Here is a 19,345-nt window from a genome sequence, read left to right on the forward strand (position 1 = left end):
CGCGCGCGCCGACGCGCGGGCGGCCGGGCGTCAGAACATATAGCTGACCTTGCCGAACGCGGTGCGGCCGAGCGTGTTGTAGCCGTACGCGGTCATGTACTGGCGGTCGAACAGGTTCGACAGCGTCGCCGACACGGTCAGGTGCGAGTTGATCCGGTACGACGCGCGCAGGTTCACCGTCAGGTACGACGGCAGGTAGGTCGTGTTGGCCGGATCGTCGAACGTCGTGCCGCCGTAGTTCAGCGACGCGCCCGTGCTCAGCGCGTGCAGGTGCAGCTCGTCCCACGTGTGATCGACGTTCACGCTGACCGTCTGGCGCGGCCGGCGGTTGAGCCAGCTGTCGTGGGTTTCGTCCTGCGGATCCAGCAGGCCGATCGCGACGCTCACGGGCGTGTAGCGGCCGATCGTCCCCTTGTACGACAGGTCGATGCCGCGGATATGCGTGCGGCCGATGTTGATCGGCGAGAACGTCGCGGGGTTGTACGCGATCAGGTTGTTCACGCGCGTGTCGTAGATCGCGGCGGTGAACGTGCCGTACGACGTGTTCGCGTCGAGCGCGGCCTCGATCGAATCGCTGCGCTCCGGCCTCAGGTCCGGATTGCCGTAGCCGGGGTAGTACAGGTCGTTGAAGCTCGGCAGGCGGAACGCGTTGCCGTACGACACGCGCGCCGTGTACACCGGCGTGATCGCCCACGACAGCGCCGCGTTGCCGGTGTTCACCGCTTGGCCGGCGATGATTTCATGGCGGCCCGCGACGAACATCGTCACGCTGCCGAGCGTCGCCGACTGATGCAGCGAGAACGCCGAATCGTTGCGCGTCGGTACGCCGTCCGGAACGTCGATCGGCAGGAATGCCTGTTCGCGCGTGAAGTCGTACGCGAGCTTCGTCTCGCCCGACAAGGGCAGCCCGAACAGGCGGAACCCGTGCTCCTGATGCGTCAGCGACGTCGACGACGTGATGCGCTGCGAGTTGATCTGGTCGGTCGGGATGGTCGGGGCGCTCGCATACAGGAACTGGCGGTCGTTCGCATAACCGAACGACTGGTCGAACTGCGTGTCGGGCGTGATGTCGAGATGGAACGCGATGCCGGTCGTCAGCTGATGATCGAGCTGGCGATTCGCATAGCCGGCGTTGTCGTAGGACAGGTCGGAGCGGTGATACAGCGCGAACGTCGAGATCGACCAGTTGTCGCGCGCGTAGCCGACGCGCGCATCGAGGTCCTGCGCGTGATACGGGTTGCGGCCGTCCTCGTGGTACGGCAACACGGGCCGCGTCGCGTCGATGCCGGCCGTGTTGTAGTCGTGCAGCCCGAGCGAGTAGGTGAGGCCGCCGAGCGCCGCGAGCGGGCCGGTGGACGGCACCGTGCCCGACGTGCGCAACTGCGTGTCGAACGTCTTGTTCGAGCCGCCGCCGAACGACACGGTGGTCTGGTTCGGCTGGTTGGCGGCGCGGCGCGTGAACAGCTGCACGACGCCACCCATCGCGTTCGCGCCGAACGATGCGGCAGCCGGCCCCGAAATCACTTCGACGCGCTCGAACGCGTCGGTCGGCAGGTCCGCCCACGGCGCGATGCCGGTAGTCGGCGAGCCGATCCGGATCCCGTCGATGAACACCGCGACCTGACTGGCCGACGAGCCGCGGATGCTGACCGACGCGGACGCGCCCGGGCCGCCGGTCTGCGAGACGGTGACGCCGGGCAGCGTCGCGAGCGCCTGCGTGATGCTCGGATCGCTCGGCGACAGCCGGTCGAGGTCGGTGCGCGTGAGCACCTGCGTCGTCGCGTAGCGCTGGTCGAACGACTCGGGCAGGTGGCGCGTATCGGTCACGCTGATCGTCGGCAGGTCGGCGCTGTCGGTCGCCTGCGGCGGCGGTGCGATCGCCGTGTCGCCGGCGGCGTGGGCGAGCGGGGAGAGCAGCGCCGTGGCGGCGGACGTGGCAAGGAGGTGGCGAAGGTTCATGAGGCAGCGAGCGTGAGGGTGTTGCGTACAGCGAGCGTCAGCGTGGCGCAGCGAGTGCCGCGTGCGTTCTTGTCGGTTTATCGTGCGATCGGACAGCGTGGCCGGTCGTCGCGTATCGCGACGCCGCATATGTGCGCGGACACGCCGCGCATGCCGGCGGCAGGTCGGCGCGATGCTTCCGGCGTGGAAGCGGGTTCGGAAAGCGGGGACATCGGATGGGTCCTGAGGTCGGGCCGTCCATGCAACGAGCGCCGCCAAAGGCGGTGCCTGGGCGCATCGGGACACCCCGCCCGGTGCGGCTGCTTGGACCTCGGGTCGATGGCAGGTCTCCTGGCTCGCGGGTCGTGATTCGCGCCGGCCTTCCCGGTTTCCCAGTGGCATGCGGTAGCGCGGATTCGCCGCTTACAGTTGCGGGGGCAGCCGCAGATTCGAGGCGTTGCCTCTGCTGCGTTCCCTTTTGATCCCGTCTCCGGGAACCATCAGCGCGCAAGCGTAATGGCGAGCGCTCCGGCGCGTCAATTGCCGGTGCGAACGGGATGCGAAAAAACGTCACTCTGCGCCGGATTCTTTCTGCAGCCTTTCTTGTACGGCGCTCGGAGCGCGCTTCACGTCTGATGAAACGACCCGTCGGCGGCCACGCAAGTGCGCCGGAACCGGCTCGGCGCGACACCCGTCCACCGCACGAATGCCCGGCGGAATGCTTCCTCGCCGCCGAAGCCGAGGTGCGCGGCGATCCGCGCGATCGGCCAGTCAGACTCGCGCAGGCAGCGTCGCGCGACGTCGGCGAGACACTGCTCGCGCAACACGTGATAGCCGCTGCCTTCGGCCGCCAGCCGCCGCCGCAACGTGGCGTCGCTGACGCCGAGCCACGCGGCCAGTTCCGCGAGCGCCGGCAGCGCCTGCTCGCGTGCGAGCGCCGCGTCGAGAAAGCCGCGCACCTGCTGCGCCCATGACACGACGGCGGGCGCCGCATCGATCAGACGAAACGGAAAGTCGACGAGAAACGCGTCGAGTTCGCCCGGCTGCCGGATCACGCGCGCATCGAGCCGCGCCGCGTCGAACGCGAAACCGTAGGTTTTGCGGCCGACGTCGACTGGCGCATTGAACAGTCCGAGCAGCGGCATCGCATCGTCGCGGCGCGGATGGCCGAGCCACACTTCGTGCGGCCGCAGCGGCTGCCCGATGAGCCAGCCGAACAGCTGCAGATAGCAGAACAGGCCGGTCAGGTCGACGAGACACGCGGCCGGGCTGCGCGTACGACGCAGCGAATCCATCCGGAACGTCGCGCGGCCGTCGCGCACCGCTAGCGACAGCACGCCGGCACGCGGCGTCAGCATCTCGCAGAACTCGGCCGCGCAACGGATCGCATCGGCGAGCGTCGCGCAGCTGAGCAGGCAACGGCACATCAGGTCGACTTCCTGCTTGCGCATCGGCGGATGGCCGTCGCCGCGCGCGACCTGCGCCTCGAGCCGCTCGATCGCGTCGCGGTACAGCGCGACGAAGCCGCCGGGCGTGGTCGCGGCAACCACGGCGGCCGGCATTGCGTGCGGTCGCGCCGGCGGCGCGCCGCTGCGCGTCAGTTCGTCGAGCAGCCGTGCGCCGAGGCCCGGCAGCACGCGGCCGCTGGCCGGCAGTGCGCGCTGTTTCATGTGTCTCCCGTTCTGATCGCGACGACAGGGGCCGGTGATTGCGCCGGTAGGGGTCCACGCGCCGTCGCCACGCAACAATGCTATCCACGCCGATCGCTGCCGGCCTCGCCGGAACGGCGTAGGCGGCCGGCATCGCATCCCGCCAGAACCACCCGAGACGACACGCGAATGATCCAGATCGTAGACGAAATCACGCTCGCGCCCGAGCGCATTCCCGACGTGCTTGCGCTGCTGCGCGACCGCTATTTGCCGGGCCATGCGGCGCGCGGGCTGGCGGCCGCCGGCCGCTGGGTGTCGCCGCCCGTCGCGGTGCCGGGGCAGCCGAGCACGCTGTGGCTGACATGGCAGGTTGCCGATGCGCGCGCGTACTACCGGATGCGCGCGCTCACCGATGCCGGCGTGGTCGCGTTCTGGATGGCCGTCGACGCGCTGTGCGACGCCCGCCGCCGCCATGTGATGACGGACGCCGACGCGCCGCTGCCGACGCTGCCGCAGCTGCCCGCGCTGACGGAGGCCGACCATGCGGCATGACACGGCCCAGGTATTCGTTTCGGCGACCGCCGATGCCGGCGCAACCGGACGGGCGCTACGTGATGCGGCGCACGCGCTGCCCGGCGCTACCCGCGTGACGCTCGAGCGCAATCTCGACGGATGCTGCGGCGCGGGCGACTACACGCTCGACGTGCTGCGCGACGAAAGCACAGCGGGCCACGCAACGGATTTCACCGCGCTGGCCGCGCTGCCGGGTGTCGTGCGGATCGACGGCGCCGCGTGCCAGCCGATCGGCGGCGGCCTGCGCGAACCGGCGCTGCGCGGCGGCGTGTGGCGCACGCTGATGCTGCGCGTGCGGCCACAGGCCGACGACACGCAGGTTGCCGCACTCGAGCACGAGTTGCTGCGCATGCCCGCGTTCATGCCCGGCATTCGCAACTGGCGGCTGAGCCGGATCGCCGCGCCGCGCGCATGGACGCACGTGTGGCAACAGGAATTCGCGCGCGTCGACGATCTGCTCGGCGAATACCTGCTGCATCCGTACCACTGGGGCTGGGTCGATCGCCGGTTCGACGCCGAAAGCCCCGACTGGAGCGTCGATGCGATCTCGCACGCGTTCTGTCCGCTCGCGTCGAGCCTGCTGGCCGACACGGCGGCATGACGCGCAGCGGGCGATCCCGATCCATACGACATATCGAACATCAATACAGGACAGGAGACACCCCCATGCGAGCCTTGCTGATCGACCGCGTCGGCCATGCCGACGCGCTGCGACTGGCCGACGTTCCCGCACCGCAGCCGGGCCCCGGCGACGTGCTGATCCGCGTCGCGTACGCGGGCGTCAATCCCGCCGACTGGAAATGCCGTGAAGGCTATCTCGGCGCGTTCATGCAGATCGCGTTCCCGTTCGTGATCGGCTTCGATGCGGCCGGCGTGGTCGAAGCGGTCGGCGAGGGCGTCGAAGGCTTCGCACCGGGGATGCGTGTGTTCGCGCAGACCGACGTCGGCGCCGGGCGCTGGGGCGCCTATGCGGAATACGTCGCGGTGCGCCACGACTCGGTCGTGCGCCTGCCCGACGCGGTCGGCTTCGCGGCAGCAGCCGCCACCCCGACGCCCGCGCTGGCCGCGTGGGCCGGCCTGTTCGACGACGGCGGGCTGCGTGCCGGGCAGACGGTGCTCGTGCATGGCGGCGCGGGCGCGGTCGGCACGTTCGCGATCCAGCTTGCCGCCCAGGCGGGCGCGCGCGTCGCGGCGACATGCTCGGCGCGCAATCGCGCGACCGTCGAATCGCTCGGCGCGGCGCTGAGCATCGACTATCGCGCGGAGGACATCGCCGCGGCCGTGCGCGCGTGGGCGCCGGGCGGCGTCGATCTCGTGCTGGACGCGGTCGGCGGCGACACGCTGCCCGCCGCGCTCGATCTGCTTGCGCCGGGCGGCACGCTCGTCAGCATCATGACGCTCGCGGCCGGCGAGGCGGAGCGGCTCGCCGCGACGGCGGCCGAGGCCGGCACGCGCGGCCTGCGCACCGCGCTGACCTACAGCCGGATGCCGAGCGGCGCGACGCTCGGCCTGATCGCCGAACGGCTCGGCACGCGTGCGTTGCGCGTGCCGCGCTTCGACAGTTTTCCGCTCGAACAGGCCGCGCGGGCGCTCGATCTCGTTCAAACGGGCGACGCGAAAACCAAGTTCGTGCTGCACGTTGCGGATATCGCGGGCTGAAACCTTCCGCGTCGCACCGAATACCCCCTTCACCGGAGACACCATGACCGACACCCGAACCGCACAACTCGCGGGCAAGTGCGCACTCGTGACGGGCGCGAGCCGCGGCATCGGCCGCGCGATCGCGCAGCGCCTCGCGTCCGAGGGCGCGACCGTCGTCGTGACGGCGCGCAGCCTCACGCAATCGGCAACGACTGCCGGCACGCTCGCCGAAACGGTCGCGCTGATCGAACAGGCAGGCGGCCGCGCGATCGCGCTGGCTGCCGATCTGTCGAACCCGGCCGAGCGCGACGCGCTCGTCGCACGCGCGGCCGACGCGGCCGGCGGCCTCGACATCCTCGTGAACAACGCGGGCGTGGCCGACTACGCATGCGTCGACGCGATGCCGATGGCGATGTTCGACACGACGGTCGAACACTATCTGCGCATCCCGTTCGCGCTGGCCCAGGCCGCGATTCCGCTGATGCGCGCACGCGGCGCCGGATGGATCGTCAACGTCGGGTCGGTCACCGCGCTCGCGCCGCTGCGGCCGTTCGACGCGTTCGCGCGCGCGGGCGGCGCGACCGTCTATGCGGCGGTCAAGGCCGCGCTGTCGCGCTTCACGCAGGGGCTCGCGGCCGAACTCGAAGCCGACGGCATCGCGGTGAACCTGGTCGCGCCGAGCACCGCGATCCGCACGCCGGGCGCGGCGCGCTATATCCCGGAAGGCTATCCGACCGAAGATGTCGCGTATCTCGCGGAAACCGCGCTGGCGCTGTGCAGCCTGCCGGCGCGCGAGCGCACGGGCCTCGTCACGCACAGCCTGCATTTCCCGCTGTCGCAGGGGCTCGCGGTGCGTTCGCTCGACGGCCGCACGCCGTTGCCGCCGCCCGTGATTCCCGCGTATGCCCATCCGCACATCGACCCGACAGGACGCTGACATGACGACTTCGATTCGCTTCGACGGCGGTACCGCCGTGATCACCGGCGCGGCCAGCGGCATCGGCAGCGGGCTCGCGCGCCACGCGGCCGCGCTCGGCATGCGTGTCGTACTGGCCGACCTCGACCCGGCGAAGCTCGACGCGTTTGCCGCGACGCTCGACACCGACGTGCTGTGCGTGCCGACCGACGTCAGCCGGCCGCAGGCCGTCGACGCGCTGGCCGACGCCGCATGGCAGCGCTTCGGCGGCGTCGACCTGCTGTTCAACAACGCGGGCGTGATGGCGACCGGCTTCAGCTGGGAAATCACGCCGGAACGGTTCGAGCGCAGCTTCGCGATCAACGTGCACGGCGTGATGAACGGGATCCGCAGCTTCGTGCCGCGCATGCTGGCGCGCAACGTGCCGGCGCGCATCGTGAATACGGCGTCGGTGGGCGGCTTCCTGCCGAGCCCGCTGATGTCGCCTTACTCGGCGACGAAGTTCGCGGTAGTCGCGCTGACCGAATCGCTGTACGGCGAACTGAAGATGCTCGGCGCGCCGGTCGGCGTGTCGCTGCTCGCGCCGGGGCCGGTGCAGAGCGGCATCTTCAACGACCCGTTCGGCGCCGCGCACGACCGGCCGGAAGTGCAAGGCTTCGTCGATACGATGCGCTCGATGCTGAACGCGCACGGCCTCACGCCCGACGCGTTCGCGGCGCGGGTGTTCGACGGCATTCGCGACGGGCGCTACTGGCTGATTCCGCAGCCGGAGACGATCGACGGCGCGCTGCAGCGGCGCACCGACGACATCCTCGCCGCCCGCGATCCGTCGCTGCCGTCGTTGTGATGGCATGACGCGGGCGGTCCGGCCGACCGGCGCGGCCGGCTCGTGCCGCGTTACATATGCGTGCCGCCGCGTGCGCGGCCGGAAGGATCGCTACCGCGATCGGGCGGCGTATTGTTCTGATCGATCTTCGCGAGCACGAAGCCGGCGTGCGGCAGCGCGGCGGGCGAGCGGTGGACGGGCCGCGCGACGACGTCGCGCGGCGACACAGCGGGAAAACCGGATGACGTCACGCCCGGTTGAGCGAACGCCGAGAGGGATGCGGCCGCGAGGGCGGCAGCGACGATCGCGTGCGTGTTCATGGTGACTCCTTCTTCACGACTGACTGCGGGACCACGCAATGAGTCTAGGTCGCGAAACTTAACGCGACGTGAAGGAGTGACGGCGCACGGATGACGAGCGCTTCATCGTGTCATCCGCGCGCCGCGGCGGTCATGCGGCCGCGCCTGCCAGCGCGCAGAAATTCTCGAGATCGACGTTGCCGCCGCTGATCACGATGCCCACGCGTTTGCCTTGCAACTGGTCCTTCATCCGGCGTGCGGCCGCGAACGACAGGCAGCCGGTCGGCTCGACGACAATCTTCATACGGGTCGCGAAAAAGCGCATGCAGTCGACCAGTTCCGCATCGGTCGCGGTCAGGATGTCGTCGACGTCGCGCCGCAGGATCGGGAACGTCAGGTTACCCAGGTGCTGCGTCTGCGCGCCGTCGGCGATCGTGCGCGGCGTGTCGATATGGACGATCGACCCCGAGCGGAACGACTGCTGGCCGTCGTTGCCGGCTTCCGGCTCGACGCCGTACAGCTTCGCGTGCGGCGACAGCGCGCGCGTCGCGAGCGCGGTGCCCGACAGCAGGCCGCCGCCGCCGAGCGGCGTGAACACGGCGTCGAGCGGCCCGACCTCGTCGAATAGTTCCTTCGCCGCCGTGCCCTGGCCCGCGATCACGTCCGCGTGGTCGTAGGGCGGAATCAGCGTGAGCCCGTGCTTTTCAGCGAGATCGCGGCCGATCTGCTCGCGGTCCTCGGTGTAGCGATCGTAGGTCACCACGTTGCCGCCGTAGCCGCGCGTGGCGGCCACCTTCGCGGCCGGCGCGTCGTGCGGCATCACGATCGTCGCCGGAATGCCCAGAATGCGCGCCGACAGCGCAATCGCCTGCGCATGGTTGCCCGACGAGAAGGCGACGACGCCGTTGCGGCGCTGCGTCGCGTCGAAGCGCGACAGCGCGTTGAACGCGCCGCGGAACTTGAACGCACCCATGCGCTGCAGGTTCTCGCACTTGAAGAACACCTGCGCGCCGAGCGCTTCGTCGATCGTGCGCGACGTCATCACGGGCGTGCGGTGCGCGTGGCCTTCGAGCCGCGCCGCGGCGGCCGCGACGTCGTCGTAGGTGGGGAGGGTCGGAGTGTTCATGGGTCGCTCGTCGGAAGGGGCGGTCAACAGGTCAACAGGTCAGCGGCGCGCGCATGCGCATCGCGTCATTTCGCATCGTTGTATACGGTGGCCCGCGATACGCCGAGATGCTGCGACACGATTTCCATCGCGCGGCGCACCTCGAGGAAGCCGTCGGTCTTCAGCATCTGCATCAGCTCGCGGCGCTGGTCGGTCTTCAGTTCGCGCGGCGTGGTCGCGAGGCGCGTCGCGAACGCGTCGATGCGCTGCCGGATCGCGTCCGCGCCGGCCGGGTCGAGCGTTTCGGCGACCGGTTCGCCCTCCGTGCTGCAGAACTGGCTCAGCATCCCCTGGAAGCCGCGGAACAGCGTGACGTCGGCATTCAGGCATAGCGCGGCCACGTAGCGGCCGCTCGAATCCTTGATCCCGATCGACGTGCTCTTCGCGGTGCGGCCGTCGGCGAAACGGTTCGCGTAGTTCGCGAGTACCTGCGGGAAGTCGTCGTCGGCGATGCGCGCGAGGCCGAGTTCGGTCGCCGGATCGCCGACCGCGCGGCCGGACAGGTTGTTGTGGATCGCGAGAATCGCGTGCTCGGGCGTGCGCAGGTCGTGCACGACGACCTCGGTGAACGGCGCGAACATCGCGCCGAGCCCTTCGGCGATGCGCTGCACCTGTTCGATCAGCGACGCCTGTTCCGCCTGCGGCGTGTTGCGGGGCGTGCTCATGCGCTCGCCTGCAGCGACGGTGCGTCGGTCGCGTCGATGGTTTCCGGCCGCGTGATGTCGGCCAGCAGCGGGCGGGCGATGCGCACGTAGTCGGACGCATCGAGCACGACGGAACGGTCGAGACGGCCTGCGTTGAACGCGATCTCGTCGTTGCGTTCGATCAGCGCGGGATCGACGACGAGCGTCACGTTCGCATCGAACACGAACGGCGGCACGGCGCCCATCACGCAGCGCGTGACGGCGGCCGCCAGCTCGGGCGGCGCGAGCGTCGCCTTGCGGCGGCCGAGCGCGTCGGCGACTTTCCGGAAATCGATCTTCAGATGACCGGGGATCACCGCGAGCGCGGCGCCGTCGCCGCCGTCCTTGAACGTGCAGAGCATCGCCTTCGCGCCCTGTTCGGGACGTGTGCCGCGAATCGCGGCGATCACGTCGGATTTGCCTTCGGCCGGATGCTCGAGCACGCGGAAGCGCGCGTCGGACGTATTCAGCAGGTCGCACAGGGCATCGAAAACGGGGTAGTCGCTCATGTCGTCGTGGGCAGGAGGGCGCGGATTGCGGCACGCGAAGGCGGCGCATCGTACTGCGCCGTCGATGGATCGTCCAAGTATAGATGTTTTGTCATACGGCTGGCAAAAGCCCGAAGCACGGATCGCGATGTTTGTCGTCCCACCAATTGCCGAAAGGCCATTCCGTATCGCGAAATGCGCGGCGAATTTCCGTCGCGCCGCCTTCCCGCGGCTTGAAAACCTGTTTTGCATCGCAAAACGGGTCGCTTATCTCATTGAAAAATCAGCGAAATTTATATCTTATGTCTTATATAAGAGTTGATCGACAGCGCGCCGGGCGGCATTACCATTGAGTCCATGCAGTTCGCTTCGTCACACGGGGCGGGCAGGCTGAACCCTTTACTCAAATGCGCTTCGTTCCCAGGAGATAGACATGTCCCAATATCAAGACGACATCAAGGCAGTGGCTGGTTTGAAGGAGAAGCAAGGCAGCGCGTGGAATGCCATCAATCCGGAATCCGCTGCCCGCATGCGCGCCCAGAACAAGTTCAAGACGGGCCTCGACATCGCCAGATACACCGCGAAGATCATGCGCGCCGACATGGCCGCGTACGACGCCGACCCGGCCAAGTACACGCAGTCGCTGGGCTGCTGGCACGGCTTCATCGGCCAGCAGAAGATGATCTCGATCAAGAAGCACTTCAACAGCACCGAACGCCGCTACCTGTATCTGTCGGGCTGGATGGTCGCCGCGCTGCGCTCGGAATTCGGCCCGCTGCCGGACCAGTCGATGCACGAAAAGACCTCGGTCAGCGCGCTGATCCGCGAGCTGTACACGTTCCTGCGCCAGGCTGACGCCCGCGAGCTCGGCGGCCTGTTCCGCGAGCTCGATGCCGCGACGGACGCCGCTGCCAAGGCCGCGATCCAGGAAAAGATCGACAACCACGTGACGCACGTCGTGCCGATCATCGCCGACATCGACGCCGGCTTCGGCAACGCGGAAGCAACGTACCTGCTGGCCAAGCAGTTCATCGAAGCAGGCGCATGCTGCATCCAGATCGAGAACCAGGTGTCCGACGAGAAGCAGTGCGGCCACCAGGACGGCAAGGTCACGGTGCCGCACGAAGATTTCCTCGCGAAGATCCGCGCGATCCGCTACGCGTTCCTCGAGCTGGGCGTGGACGACGGCATCATCGTTGCGCGTACCGACTCGCTCGGCGCCGGCCTGACCAAGCAGATCGCCGTGACGAACACGCCGGGCGACCTGGGCGATCAATACAATTCGTTCCTCGACTGCGAAGAGCTGTCGGCCGACCAGCTCGGCAACGGTGACGTCGTGATCAAGCGCGACGGCAAGCTGCTGCGTCCGAAGCGCCTGCCGAGCAACCTGTTCCAGTTCCGCCCGGGCACGGGTGAAGCGCGTTGCGTGCTGGACTGCATCACGTCGCTGCAGAACGGCGCCGACCTGCTGTGGATCGAAACCGAAAAACCGCACATCGCGCAGATCGGCGGCATGGTCAGCGAAATCCGCAAGGTGATCCCGAACGCGAAGCTCGTGTACAACAACAGCCCGTCGTTCAACTGGACGCTGAACTTCCGTCAGCAGGCGTACGACGCGATGCAGGCCGAAGGCAAGGACGTGTCGGCATACGACCGCGCTCGCCTGATGAGCGTCGAGTACGACGAGACGGAACTGGCGAAGATCGCCGACGAGAAGATCCGCACGTTCCAGGCCGATGCATCGCGTGAAGCCGGCATCTTCCACCACCTGATCACGCTGCCGACGTACCACACGGCTGCGCTGTCGACCGACAACCTGGCCAAGGAATACTTCGGCGACCAGGGCATGCTCGGCTACGTGGCCGGCGTGCAGCGCAAGGAAATCCGTCAGGGCATCGCGTGCGTCAAGCACCAGAACATGTCCGGCTCGGATATCGGCGACGACCACAAGGAATACTTCAGCGGCGAAGCAGCGCTGAAGGCGGCGGGCAAGGACAACACGATGAACCAGTTCTGATCATCGTCCGCCCAGAAGCACAACGCCAATCCTTCGGGATTGGCGTTTTTTTGTGCGCGCGATCTTCGCGTGTTATCCGCGCACCGCCTTCACGACGTACTGGCTCGTCGGCACCACGTCGATCTTGTCGAAATCGATGAAGCGTCCGCAGCTGTCCATCATCTCCGCCACGTTGCGCTGGAATTTCTCCTCGTCGCCGACCGCATCGAAGAACGCGTGCGGATCGGTCATCGCCGCGGCCGGGAAGCACTCCTCGACGATCGCGTCGTAGCCGGGCGCCGCATGCGTGAGCGCACGCACGACCACGTTCTGCACGTACAGGAAGTTGTCCTGCGTATCGATCGCGACGCGCGTGTGATGACCGTGCCACACGTCGAGCCACGCTTCGTGCGTGAGCCGCGGCGGGCGCTTCAGAAATGCGAGCTGCGAAAATCCGCTCGTGCGTTCGCCCGGCCGCGCCGGAAAACGCGTGTTCGGAATCGGCTGCGATTCGGTGACGAGATACGCGGCCATGTGCGGGACGACCGCGCGCACCGCGTCGTCGAACGGCTGGCGGAACATCGGGTTCGCGCTGTCGAGCCATACCGCGACGATGCCGTCGATGCCCGGGTGCGTATTGGTCTGCTTCAGCGCGGCGGCCGGCGCGACGTCGGCATCGGCGACGTTCGCCTGCACGCCGTGCGCGCCGAGCGACAACAGCTTGTCCGCGAGCTGCGCGCGCACGCTGCGGCTCCACTGATCGGGCGCGACCTGCGCGTCGCGCCACAATACGTAAATGACTTTCTCCATTGCTCCGGCTCCAGAGGGAATGACGGGATTGGCGGCGCTGCCGCCGGGTTTCAGGAAGCGTTGACGGTGGAACCGGCCGAAACGGCCGAAGCCACTGAAGCGGCCGCGTCGCGCGCGCCCGGCGCGAACCGGTTCGCGGTCAGCGTGAACGACGGCGGAATCGGCGACGTGACGGTTTCGAACAGCCGCTCGTGGCGCGTCGCGTGAATGCGCCACATGCCGTCGCGCTTCACGTACTGGTCGTCGTAGAACGCGGTGCCGTGCACCAGATAGTTGTCCTCGAGATTGATCGCGTGATCCTCGAGAAACCACACGCCGCACGCGTGTTCGGCTGAGACCAGCGTGAGCTCGGGGTGATGGCCGTGATGCATCGTCAGGAAGGTCGGCTTGCCGATCAGCGCGCGCAGGCTCGACACGAACGCGTCGCGGCCGTCGTATGCATAGCGGCCGCCTTGCAGCCTTACTTCGCAGTCGTCGGTCACGCATTGTTCGAGCAGCGACCAGTCGTGCGTGTCGATCGCGCGGAAATACCGGTACTTCAGCTGGCGGATCTGCTCGTATTCGAACAGCGTGCGGGTCGTGTCGTCCATCGCCGTATCTCGTGGTGGTGTCGTTCGATGGTAGGAACGAAGCCGCCCGCGTCACATCGTCTGTTCGGACGAACGCCGCGACGGCGCTGTCGGCGCCCGCCGATGCAAACCGCCGGATTCATCCAAACAGGTGATGGCCGCGATCTCGTGCGCCTGTAACGTGGCGTCGACGCGGCTTCGATCCGCGCACACGAGACCAAGGAGACGGCATGATCCCGATCGAACGAATGGAAGTGCGCGTACGCAGGCTCGAGGACGCCGATGCGATCCGCCGCCTGAAGGCCCGCTACTTCACGTGCTGCGACCGGAAGGATCCGCAGGGCATGCGCGACTGTTTCGCGCCCGGCACCGTGCACATCGACTACGGCCGGATCGGCACGTTCGAGCATCGCGACGCGCTCGTCGACGTGTTCGAGCGGCTCGGCTGCCATCCGCACATCGTCGAGATGCACCACGGCGTGAACCCCGACATCACCGTGCTCGACGACACGCATGCACGCGGCACGTGGGGGCTGCATTACCAGATGCTCGATACGAACGCGCGCACGCTCACGCAGCTCGGCGCGACCTACGACGACGAATACCGGAAGGTCGACGGCGAATGGAAGATCGCGGCCACGCGCTGCGTCGTCACGTCGACGCTGTCCGCCCGCTACGACGGCGATGCGCCGCGCGTACTGTTCGCCGGCGCGCAGCCGCCCGCGATGTGACGACGCGCACCGCTCGCGTCGGTTGAGACCATTTCCCAGGAGACATCGAACATGACACAGAACCACGAGGCGCCGGTCGCCGTCGTGACGGGTGCGTCGCGCGGCGCGGGCAAGGGCATCGCGCGCGCACTCGGCGCGGCCGGCATGACCGTCTATGTGACGGGCCGCTCGCAGAACGAAGGTGATGCGCCGCTGCCCGGCACGATCCACGAGACCGCGCGCGAGATCGATGCGCTCGGCGGTCGCGGAATCGCGGTCGCGTGCGACCACGCGGACGACGCGCAGGTGCAGGCGCTGTTCGAGCGTGTCGAACGCGACAGCGGGCGGCTCGACATCCTCGTCAACAACGCGACCTATCTGCACGATCAGCTGATCCTGCCGGGGCCGTTCTGGGAGAAGTCGCTCGACCTCGTGAACATCCTCGACGTCGGGCTGCGCTCGGCATACGTGGCGAGCTGGCATGCGGCGCCGCTGATGGCGAAGCGCCGCAGCGGGCTGATCGCGTTCACGTCGTCGTTCGGCGCGAGCTGCTACATGCACGGCGCGGCATACGGCGCGCAGAAGTCCGGCGTCGACAAGTTCGCGAAGGACATGGCGGTCGACCTGAAGCCGTACGACGTCGCCGCGGTGTCGATCTGGATGGGCCCGCTGCGCACCGAGCGCACGACGCGCGTGTGGGACGAGCATCCCGATCTGTACAAGGAATTTTCCCTGGTCGCCGAAAGCCCGGAATTCACCGGCCGCGTGATCCACGCGATTCATGCCGATCCGCAACGCATGGCGCTGTCCGGGCACGTGCTGGTCGGCGCGGAAGCCGCGCTGCAGTACGGCATCGCGGATCTCGACGGCAAGCGGCCGCCGTCGTATCGCGACCTGCTCGGCGGCCCCGTGCAGGCGCATCCGGCGATCGTCGCGTAAGGAGCGCGCATGGGCATGCTCGAAGGCAAGGTCGCGCTCGTGACGGGCGCGGGGCAGGGTGTCGGACAAGGCGTCGCGCTGGCGCTCGCGGGCGAAGGCGCGGCGGTGGCCGTGGTCGGCCGCACGCGCGACAAGCTGGTCGCGACGTGCGACGCGATTCGCGCGCGCGGCGGTGTGGCCGAGCCGTTCGTCTGCGACGTGATGGATGCCGAACAGATCGCGCAGTGCGTCGACGCGGTCGTCGAGCGTTTTCGCGGCGTGCAGATCCTCATCAACAACGCGCAGGTCGTGCCGCTCGGCCGCCTGCTCGACGTGAGCGACGCGGATTTTCTCGCGGGCCTCGAGTCGGGGCCGATCGCGACGCTGCGGATGATGCGCGCGTGCCATCCGCATCTGAAGGGCGACGGCGTGATCGTCAATTTCGCGTCGTCGGCCGCGGTGCGCTGGGATGCGTCGGGTTACGGCGCGTATGCGGCGACCAAGGAAGCGATTCGCGCGCTCACGCGGGCGGCCGCCTGCGAATGGGGCGTCGACGGCATCCGCGTGAATGCGGTCGCGCCGCACGCGCTGTCGCCGGGGCTGAAGGGCTGGGTCGATGCGAACCCCGACGAAGCCGCCGCGTTCTTCCGCACGATCCCGCTCGGTCGCGTCGGCGACTGCGAGCAGGACATCGGGCGCGCGATCGTGTTTCTCGCGAGCCGCGACGCCGCGTATCTGACGGGCGCGACGTTGCCGCTCGACGGCGGGCAGGCGTACTGGGGCTGACGGCGAGCGCGGCGTGGCCGCCTCGCGTCGCATGGGGCCGCCTGCGTGCGCATGGGAGCGCGCCGCAGCCGGCAAACGGTAATCGGGAATCGGAAGAATCAGGCAGAGGACGACATGGGTCGACTGGAAGGGAAGGTAGCGATCGTCACGGGCGGCGCACGCGGCATGGGTGCGGCGACGTGCCGGCTGTTCGTCGAAGAAGGCGCACGCGTCGTGATCGGCGACGTGCTCGATGCGGAAGGCGAAGCGCTCGCGCGCGAACTCGGCGATGCCGCGCGCTTCATGCGGCTCGACGTGGCCGACGAAGCGAGCTGGCAACGCGTGGCCGATGCGACCGTCGAGCAGTTCGGCCGCATCGACGTGCTCGTCAACAACGCGGCGGTGCTGATGTTCGGCGCGATCACCGAATTGTCGAAACGCGATTTCGAGCGCGCGGTGTCGATCAATCTCGTCGGCACGTTCGTCGGCATCCACACGGTCGCACCGCGGATGATCGCGCAGAAGAGCGGGTCGATCGTCAACATCTCGTCGGTGGACGGGCTGCGCGGCGTGAACGCGCTCGCCGCGTACGTGTCGAGCAAGTGGGGCGTGCGCGGGTTGACGAAGGTCGCGGCGCTCGAACTGGGGCATCAGGGCGTGCGCGTGAATTCGATTCATCCGGGCGGCGTGAACACCGCGATGTCGAATCCGACCGGCGCGCCGCTCGACGAGGTCAACAAGCATTACGCGCACGTGCCGCTGCAGCGCGTCGGCCTGCCCGGCGAAATCGCGCGCGCGACGCTGTTTCTCGCGAGCGACGAAGCGTCTTACTGCAACGGCGCCGAACTGTCCGTCGACGGCGGGATGGCCGCCGGCGCGTATTACCCCGGATTGCCGGGCGCGCCGTTTTGAGCGGTAGCGCACACAACGCGTTCGCGACGGATGTTTGTGTACGCAACCTAATTCAGGGTTTGCCTGAGTAGCGAAAACGCGAATTCGGGCCAAACGGGTTCGCGTGCGTGCGCGCGAATGCGTCGGCCCGTTTTTTCCGTCGTCGCGAAACCCTTGCCGGACGGACGTTCCAGCGGTTTCGTCCCCAAATCGACCGCGTACACGCGGTAAAAAGAAGCTGCCGGCAAGCGCCATGCCGGCACGCCGTCACAGTTGTTTCTTGTTGCAACGCAACGCCCGCCCAATAACGGCGATGGTATGCTGGCCGGCATGGAGTTGTACGGCAGGTTGCTTGTATGGCGAAACTCGTGTTCGCATTCTCACAAGAGACACCACATTCTCTCGCCCGCATCGCGGCATCGATACGCGCTCCGCTCGCGTGTTCCGCCTTGCGCGTCGCCGCACGCTGCGCTCCGATCGCATTTCTCATCTCGCGGGCACGTCCCGCATCCCCCATCCCCGCCCAATAATCTGGAGACATCCCCATGTCGCAAAACACCATGGCCGAAGCAACACACGGCCCGCTGATCGCTCCCCCGGCATTCGTCAAACACCGCAAGCTGATCGACTGGGTGTCGCGCATCGCGGCGCTCACCGAACCCGACCGCGTCGTGTGGTGTGACGGCTCGCAGGAAGAAAACGACGCGCTCTGCCAGGCGATGGTCGACCAGGGCACGCTGACCCGGCTGAACCCGGCGAAGCGCCCGAACTCGTATCTCGCGCAATCCGATCCGTCGGACGTCGCGCGCGTCGAGGATCGCACCTTCATCTGCACGGAGTCGCCCGACGACGTCGGTCCGACCAACAACTGGATCGCGCCGGAAGAAATGCGCGAGACGCTGAACGGGCTGTTCCGCGGCTCGATGCGCGGCCGCACGCTGTACGTCGTGCCGTTCTCGATGGGCCCGCTCGGCTCGCCGATCGCACACGTCGGCGTCGAGCTGTCCGACAGCCCGTACGTGGCCGTCAACATGCGGATCATGACGCGCATGGGCCGCGACGTGTACGACGTGCTCGGCGACGACGGCGATTTCGTGCCGTGCGTGCACAGCGTCGGCCATCCGCTCGAAGCGGGGCAGAAGGACGTGCCGTGGCCGTGCAATCCGGTGAAGTACATCGTGCACTTCCCCGATACGCGCGAGATCTGGAGCTTCGGCTCGGGCTACGGCGGCAACGCGCTGCTCGGCAAGAAGTGCTTCGCGCTGCGCATCGCGTCGACGATGGGCCGCGACCAGGGCTGGCTCGCCGAACACATGCTGATCCTCGGCGTGACGTCGCCGGCCGGCAAGAAGTATCACGTCGCGGCGGCGTTCCCGTCCGCGTGCGGCAAGACCAACTTCGCGATGCTGATTCCGCCGCAGGGCTTCGACGGCTGGAAGGTCACGACGATCGGCGACGACATCGCGTGGCTGAAGCCGGGCCGCGACGGCCGCCTGTACGCGATCAACCCGGAAGCCGGCTTCTTCGGCGTCGCGCCGGGCACCGGCGTGAAGACCAACCCGAACGCGATCTCGACGCTGAAGGAAAACGTGATCTTCACGAACGTCGCGCTGACGGAAGACGGCGACGTGTGGTGGGAAGGGCTGACCGACACGCCGCCCGCGAAGCTGACCGACTGGCAGGGCAACCCGTGGACGCCTGAAATCGGCAAGGAAACCGGCCGCAAGGCCGCGCATCCGAACTCGCGCTTCACCGCGCCGGCGTCGCAATGCCCGTCGATCGACGACGACTGGGAAAACCCGGCCGGCGTGCCGATCGACGCGTTCATCTTCGGCGGCCGCCGCTCGACGACCGTGCCGCTCGTGACCGAAGCGCGCGACTGGGTCGAAGGCGTGTACATGGCCGCGACGATGGGCTCGGAGACGACCGCCGCGGCCGTCGGCCAGCAAGGCGTCGTGCGCCGCGACCCGTTCGCGATGCTGCCGTTCTGCGGCTACAACGTCAGCGACTATTTCGCGCACTGGCTGAAGCTCGGCAAGCAGCTCGAAGCCGCGGGCGCGACGCTGCCGAAGATCTACTGCGTGAACTGGTTCCGCAAGGATGCGGACGGCAAGTTCGTGTGGCCGGGTTTCGGCGAGAACATGCGCGTGCTGAAGTGGATGCTCGATCGTCTCGAAGGCAACGGCGGCGGCGGCGAGCACGCGTTCGGCGTGTCGCCGGCCTATGACGACCTGCATTGGGACGGGCTCGACTTCACGCGCGAGCAGTTCGATTCGGTGACGTCGATGAACGCGGACGAATGGCGCGACGAGCTGAAGCTGCACGCGGAACTGTTCGACACGCTGAAGCTGCGGCTGCCCGCCGAGCTGACCGACACGATGCACAAGATCGAACAGCGCATCGGCGGTTGACGATCCGCCGCGACGCAGCGGAGTAATGGATCGAACGTCCCGCCGCCGGCAGGCATTGCCGGCGGCGGGACGTCGCCGTTTACGCGGCGCTTTCGTG

The 19,345-nt window shown here is 68.0% G+C and carries 20 protein-coding genes and 1 riboswitch; of the genes, 12 read left to right on the top strand and 8 right to left on the bottom strand.

Translation table 11 applies throughout. The features are described 5' to 3' along the window. Window positions 1-30: 30 nt before the first annotated feature. Complete coding sequence (locus O1Q03_RS01130) at window positions 31-1,959, bottom strand: TonB-dependent receptor domain-containing protein (protein WP_269501188.1); 1,929 nt, start codon at window positions 1,957-1,959, stop codon at window positions 31-33. A gap of 303 nt (window positions 1,960-2,262) precedes the next feature. After that, window positions 2,263-2,455, bottom strand: a riboswitch (cobalamin riboswitch). Window positions 2,456-2,564: 109 nt separating this feature from the next. Continuing rightward, window positions 2,565-3,608, bottom strand: coding sequence for a helix-turn-helix transcriptional regulator (locus O1Q03_RS01135; protein WP_269501190.1), 1,044 nt, complete (start codon window positions 3,606-3,608; stop codon window positions 2,565-2,567). 168 nt (window positions 3,609-3,776) lie between these two features. Here O1Q03_RS01135 and O1Q03_RS01140 point away from each other — a divergent pair, with 168 nt between their 5' ends. The 5 genes from O1Q03_RS01140 (at window position 3,777) to O1Q03_RS01160 (ending at window position 7,564) form a co-directional block, all read left to right on the top strand. Then, window positions 3,777-4,139 carry a hypothetical protein gene (locus O1Q03_RS01140; protein ID WP_269501193.1) on the top strand — a complete coding sequence of 121 codons (363 nt, stop codon included), beginning with the start codon at window positions 3,777-3,779 and terminating at the stop codon, window positions 4,137-4,139. After that, window positions 4,129-4,761: a Dabb family protein gene (locus O1Q03_RS01145; protein WP_269501194.1), complete on the top strand. Its 633-nt coding sequence runs from the start codon at window positions 4,129-4,131 to the stop codon at window positions 4,759-4,761. The genes O1Q03_RS01140 and O1Q03_RS01145 overlap by 11 nt, the downstream gene beginning before the upstream one ends. A gap of 65 nt (window positions 4,762-4,826) precedes the next feature. Further along, window positions 4,827-5,819, top strand: coding sequence for an NADP-dependent oxidoreductase (locus O1Q03_RS01150; protein ID WP_269501195.1), 993 nt, complete (start codon window positions 4,827-4,829; stop codon window positions 5,817-5,819). 43 nt (window positions 5,820-5,862) lie between these two features. Next, a complete protein-coding gene (locus tag O1Q03_RS01155) occupies window positions 5,863-6,738 on the top strand; it encodes an SDR family NAD(P)-dependent oxidoreductase (RefSeq protein WP_332112490.1) in 876 nt (291 codons plus the stop codon). Window position 6,739: 1 nt separating this feature from the next. Next, on the top strand, window positions 6,740-7,564 hold the full coding sequence (locus tag O1Q03_RS01160; RefSeq protein ID WP_269501196.1) for an SDR family NAD(P)-dependent oxidoreductase: 825 nt from the start codon (window positions 6,740-6,742) through the stop codon (window positions 7,562-7,564). Between the two features lie 50 nt (window positions 7,565-7,614). Here the strand turns inward: O1Q03_RS01160 and O1Q03_RS01165 are convergent, their stop codons facing one another. The 4 genes from O1Q03_RS01165 to O1Q03_RS01180 form a co-directional block, all read right to left on the bottom strand. Beyond that, window positions 7,615-7,863, bottom strand: coding sequence for a hypothetical protein (locus O1Q03_RS01165; protein WP_269501198.1), 249 nt, complete (start codon window positions 7,861-7,863; stop codon window positions 7,615-7,617). A gap of 130 nt (window positions 7,864-7,993) precedes the next feature. After that, on the bottom strand, window positions 7,994-8,968 hold the full coding sequence (locus O1Q03_RS01170) for a threo-3-hydroxy-L-aspartate ammonia-lyase (protein WP_269501199.1): 975 nt from the start codon (window positions 8,966-8,968) through the stop codon (window positions 7,994-7,996). A gap of 65 nt (window positions 8,969-9,033) precedes the next feature. After that, window positions 9,034-9,672: a helix-turn-helix transcriptional regulator gene (locus O1Q03_RS01175; RefSeq protein WP_269501200.1), complete on the bottom strand. Its 639-nt coding sequence runs from the start codon at window positions 9,670-9,672 to the stop codon at window positions 9,034-9,036. Further along, complete coding sequence (locus O1Q03_RS01180) at window positions 9,669-10,199, bottom strand: YbaK/prolyl-tRNA synthetase associated domain-containing protein (RefSeq protein WP_269501201.1); 531 nt, start codon at window positions 10,197-10,199, stop codon at window positions 9,669-9,671. Before O1Q03_RS01180 ends, O1Q03_RS01175 begins: the two co-directional genes overlap by 4 nt. A 25-nt stretch (window positions 10,200-10,224) precedes the next feature. On the opposite strand from O1Q03_RS01180, the gene O1Q03_RS01185 reads away from it, so the two are divergent. Further along, a complete protein-coding gene (locus O1Q03_RS01185) occupies window positions 10,225-10,500 on the top strand; it encodes a hypothetical protein (protein WP_269501202.1) in 276 nt (91 codons plus the stop codon). 111 nt (window positions 10,501-10,611) lie between these two features. Beyond that, entirely contained in the window at window positions 10,612-12,195 is a 1,584-nt protein-coding gene (locus O1Q03_RS01190; protein WP_269501203.1) for an isocitrate lyase, read from the top strand. 72 nt (window positions 12,196-12,267) lie between these two features. Here O1Q03_RS01190 and O1Q03_RS01195 read toward each other — a convergent pair whose 3' ends face one another. Both O1Q03_RS01195 and O1Q03_RS01200 read right to left on the bottom strand, forming a co-directional pair. After that, the gene (locus O1Q03_RS01195) at window positions 12,268-12,984 is read right to left on the bottom strand and encodes an EthD domain-containing protein (RefSeq protein ID WP_098552016.1); all 717 of its coding nucleotides are present in this window, start codon (window positions 12,982-12,984) and stop codon (window positions 12,268-12,270) included. Window positions 12,985-13,034: 50 nt separating this feature from the next. Beyond that, the gene (locus O1Q03_RS01200; RefSeq protein WP_269501204.1) at window positions 13,035-13,574 is read right to left on the bottom strand and encodes a nuclear transport factor 2 family protein; all 540 of its coding nucleotides are present in this window, start codon (window positions 13,572-13,574) and stop codon (window positions 13,035-13,037) included. Window positions 13,575-13,783: 209 nt separating this feature from the next. On the opposite strand from O1Q03_RS01200, the gene O1Q03_RS01205 reads away from it, so the two are divergent. From O1Q03_RS01205 to O1Q03_RS01225, 5 genes are all read left to right on the top strand, one after another. Then, window positions 13,784-14,284: a nuclear transport factor 2 family protein gene (locus tag O1Q03_RS01205; RefSeq protein WP_269501205.1), complete on the top strand. Its 501-nt coding sequence runs from the start codon at window positions 13,784-13,786 to the stop codon at window positions 14,282-14,284. A 51-nt stretch (window positions 14,285-14,335) separates the two neighbouring features. After that, window positions 14,336-15,202 (top strand): SDR family NAD(P)-dependent oxidoreductase, encoded by an 867-nt coding sequence (locus tag O1Q03_RS01210; protein ID WP_269501206.1) that lies wholly within the window; start codon window positions 14,336-14,338, stop codon window positions 15,200-15,202. Between the two features lie 9 nt (window positions 15,203-15,211). Beyond that, window positions 15,212-15,967 carry an SDR family NAD(P)-dependent oxidoreductase gene (locus tag O1Q03_RS01215; protein ID WP_269501207.1) on the top strand — a complete coding sequence of 252 codons (756 nt, stop codon included), beginning with the start codon at window positions 15,212-15,214 and terminating at the stop codon, window positions 15,965-15,967. Window positions 15,968-16,081: 114 nt separating this feature from the next. After that, window positions 16,082-16,858, top strand: coding sequence for a glucose 1-dehydrogenase (locus O1Q03_RS01220; protein WP_269501208.1), 777 nt, complete (start codon window positions 16,082-16,084; stop codon window positions 16,856-16,858). Window positions 16,859-17,382: 524 nt separating this feature from the next. Beyond that, the gene (locus O1Q03_RS01225) at window positions 17,383-19,248 is read left to right on the top strand and encodes a phosphoenolpyruvate carboxykinase (GTP) (protein ID WP_269501210.1); all 1,866 of its coding nucleotides are present in this window, start codon (window positions 17,383-17,385) and stop codon (window positions 19,246-19,248) included. The last annotated feature ends 97 nt before the right edge of the window (window positions 19,249-19,345 follow it).

Source organism: Burkholderia sp. IMCC1007 (genome assembly GCF_027257875.1).
Lineage (GTDB): Bacteria > Pseudomonadota > Gammaproteobacteria > Burkholderiales > Burkholderiaceae > Burkholderia.

Excerpts from the sequence above, each read along its gene's own strand:
- O1Q03_RS01130 (WP_269501188.1), bottom strand. The coding sequence starts at position 1,959 with ATGAACCTTCGCCACCTCCTTGCCACGTCCGCCGCCACGGCGCTGCTC.
- O1Q03_RS01135 (WP_269501190.1), bottom strand. The coding sequence starts at position 3,608 with ATGAAACAGCGCGCACTGCCGGCCAGCGGCCGCGTGCTGCCGGGCCTC.
- O1Q03_RS01140 (WP_269501193.1), top strand. The coding sequence starts at position 3,777 with ATGATCCAGATCGTAGACGAAATCACGCTCGCGCCCGAGCGCATTCCC.
- O1Q03_RS01145 (WP_269501194.1), top strand. The coding sequence starts at position 4,129 with ATGCGGCATGACACGGCCCAGGTATTCGTTTCGGCGACCGCCGATGCC.
- O1Q03_RS01150 (WP_269501195.1), top strand. The coding sequence starts at position 4,827 with ATGCGAGCCTTGCTGATCGACCGCGTCGGCCATGCCGACGCGCTGCGA.
- O1Q03_RS01155 (WP_332112490.1), top strand. The coding sequence starts at position 5,863 with ATGACCGACACCCGAACCGCACAACTCGCGGGCAAGTGCGCACTCGTG.
- O1Q03_RS01160 (WP_269501196.1), top strand. The coding sequence starts at position 6,740 with ATGACGACTTCGATTCGCTTCGACGGCGGTACCGCCGTGATCACCGGC.
- O1Q03_RS01165 (WP_269501198.1), bottom strand. The coding sequence starts at position 7,863 with ATGAACACGCACGCGATCGTCGCTGCCGCCCTCGCGGCCGCATCCCTC.
- O1Q03_RS01170 (WP_269501199.1), bottom strand. The coding sequence starts at position 8,968 with ATGAACACTCCGACCCTCCCCACCTACGACGACGTCGCGGCCGCCGCG.
- O1Q03_RS01175 (WP_269501200.1), bottom strand. The coding sequence starts at position 9,672 with ATGAGCACGCCCCGCAACACGCCGCAGGCGGAACAGGCGTCGCTGATC.
- O1Q03_RS01180 (WP_269501201.1), bottom strand. The coding sequence starts at position 10,199 with ATGAGCGACTACCCCGTTTTCGATGCCCTGTGCGACCTGCTGAATACG.
- O1Q03_RS01190 (WP_269501203.1), top strand. The coding sequence starts at position 10,612 with ATGTCCCAATATCAAGACGACATCAAGGCAGTGGCTGGTTTGAAGGAG.
- O1Q03_RS01195 (WP_098552016.1), bottom strand. The coding sequence starts at position 12,984 with ATGGAGAAAGTCATTTACGTATTGTGGCGCGACGCGCAGGTCGCGCCC.
- O1Q03_RS01200 (WP_269501204.1), bottom strand. The coding sequence starts at position 13,574 with ATGGACGACACGACCCGCACGCTGTTCGAATACGAGCAGATCCGCCAG.
- O1Q03_RS01205 (WP_269501205.1), top strand. The coding sequence starts at position 13,784 with ATGATCCCGATCGAACGAATGGAAGTGCGCGTACGCAGGCTCGAGGAC.
- O1Q03_RS01210 (WP_269501206.1), top strand. The coding sequence starts at position 14,336 with ATGACACAGAACCACGAGGCGCCGGTCGCCGTCGTGACGGGTGCGTCG.
- O1Q03_RS01215 (WP_269501207.1), top strand. The coding sequence starts at position 15,212 with ATGGGCATGCTCGAAGGCAAGGTCGCGCTCGTGACGGGCGCGGGGCAG.
- O1Q03_RS01220 (WP_269501208.1), top strand. The coding sequence starts at position 16,082 with ATGGGTCGACTGGAAGGGAAGGTAGCGATCGTCACGGGCGGCGCACGC.
- O1Q03_RS01225 (WP_269501210.1), top strand. The coding sequence starts at position 17,383 with ATGTCGCAAAACACCATGGCCGAAGCAACACACGGCCCGCTGATCGCT.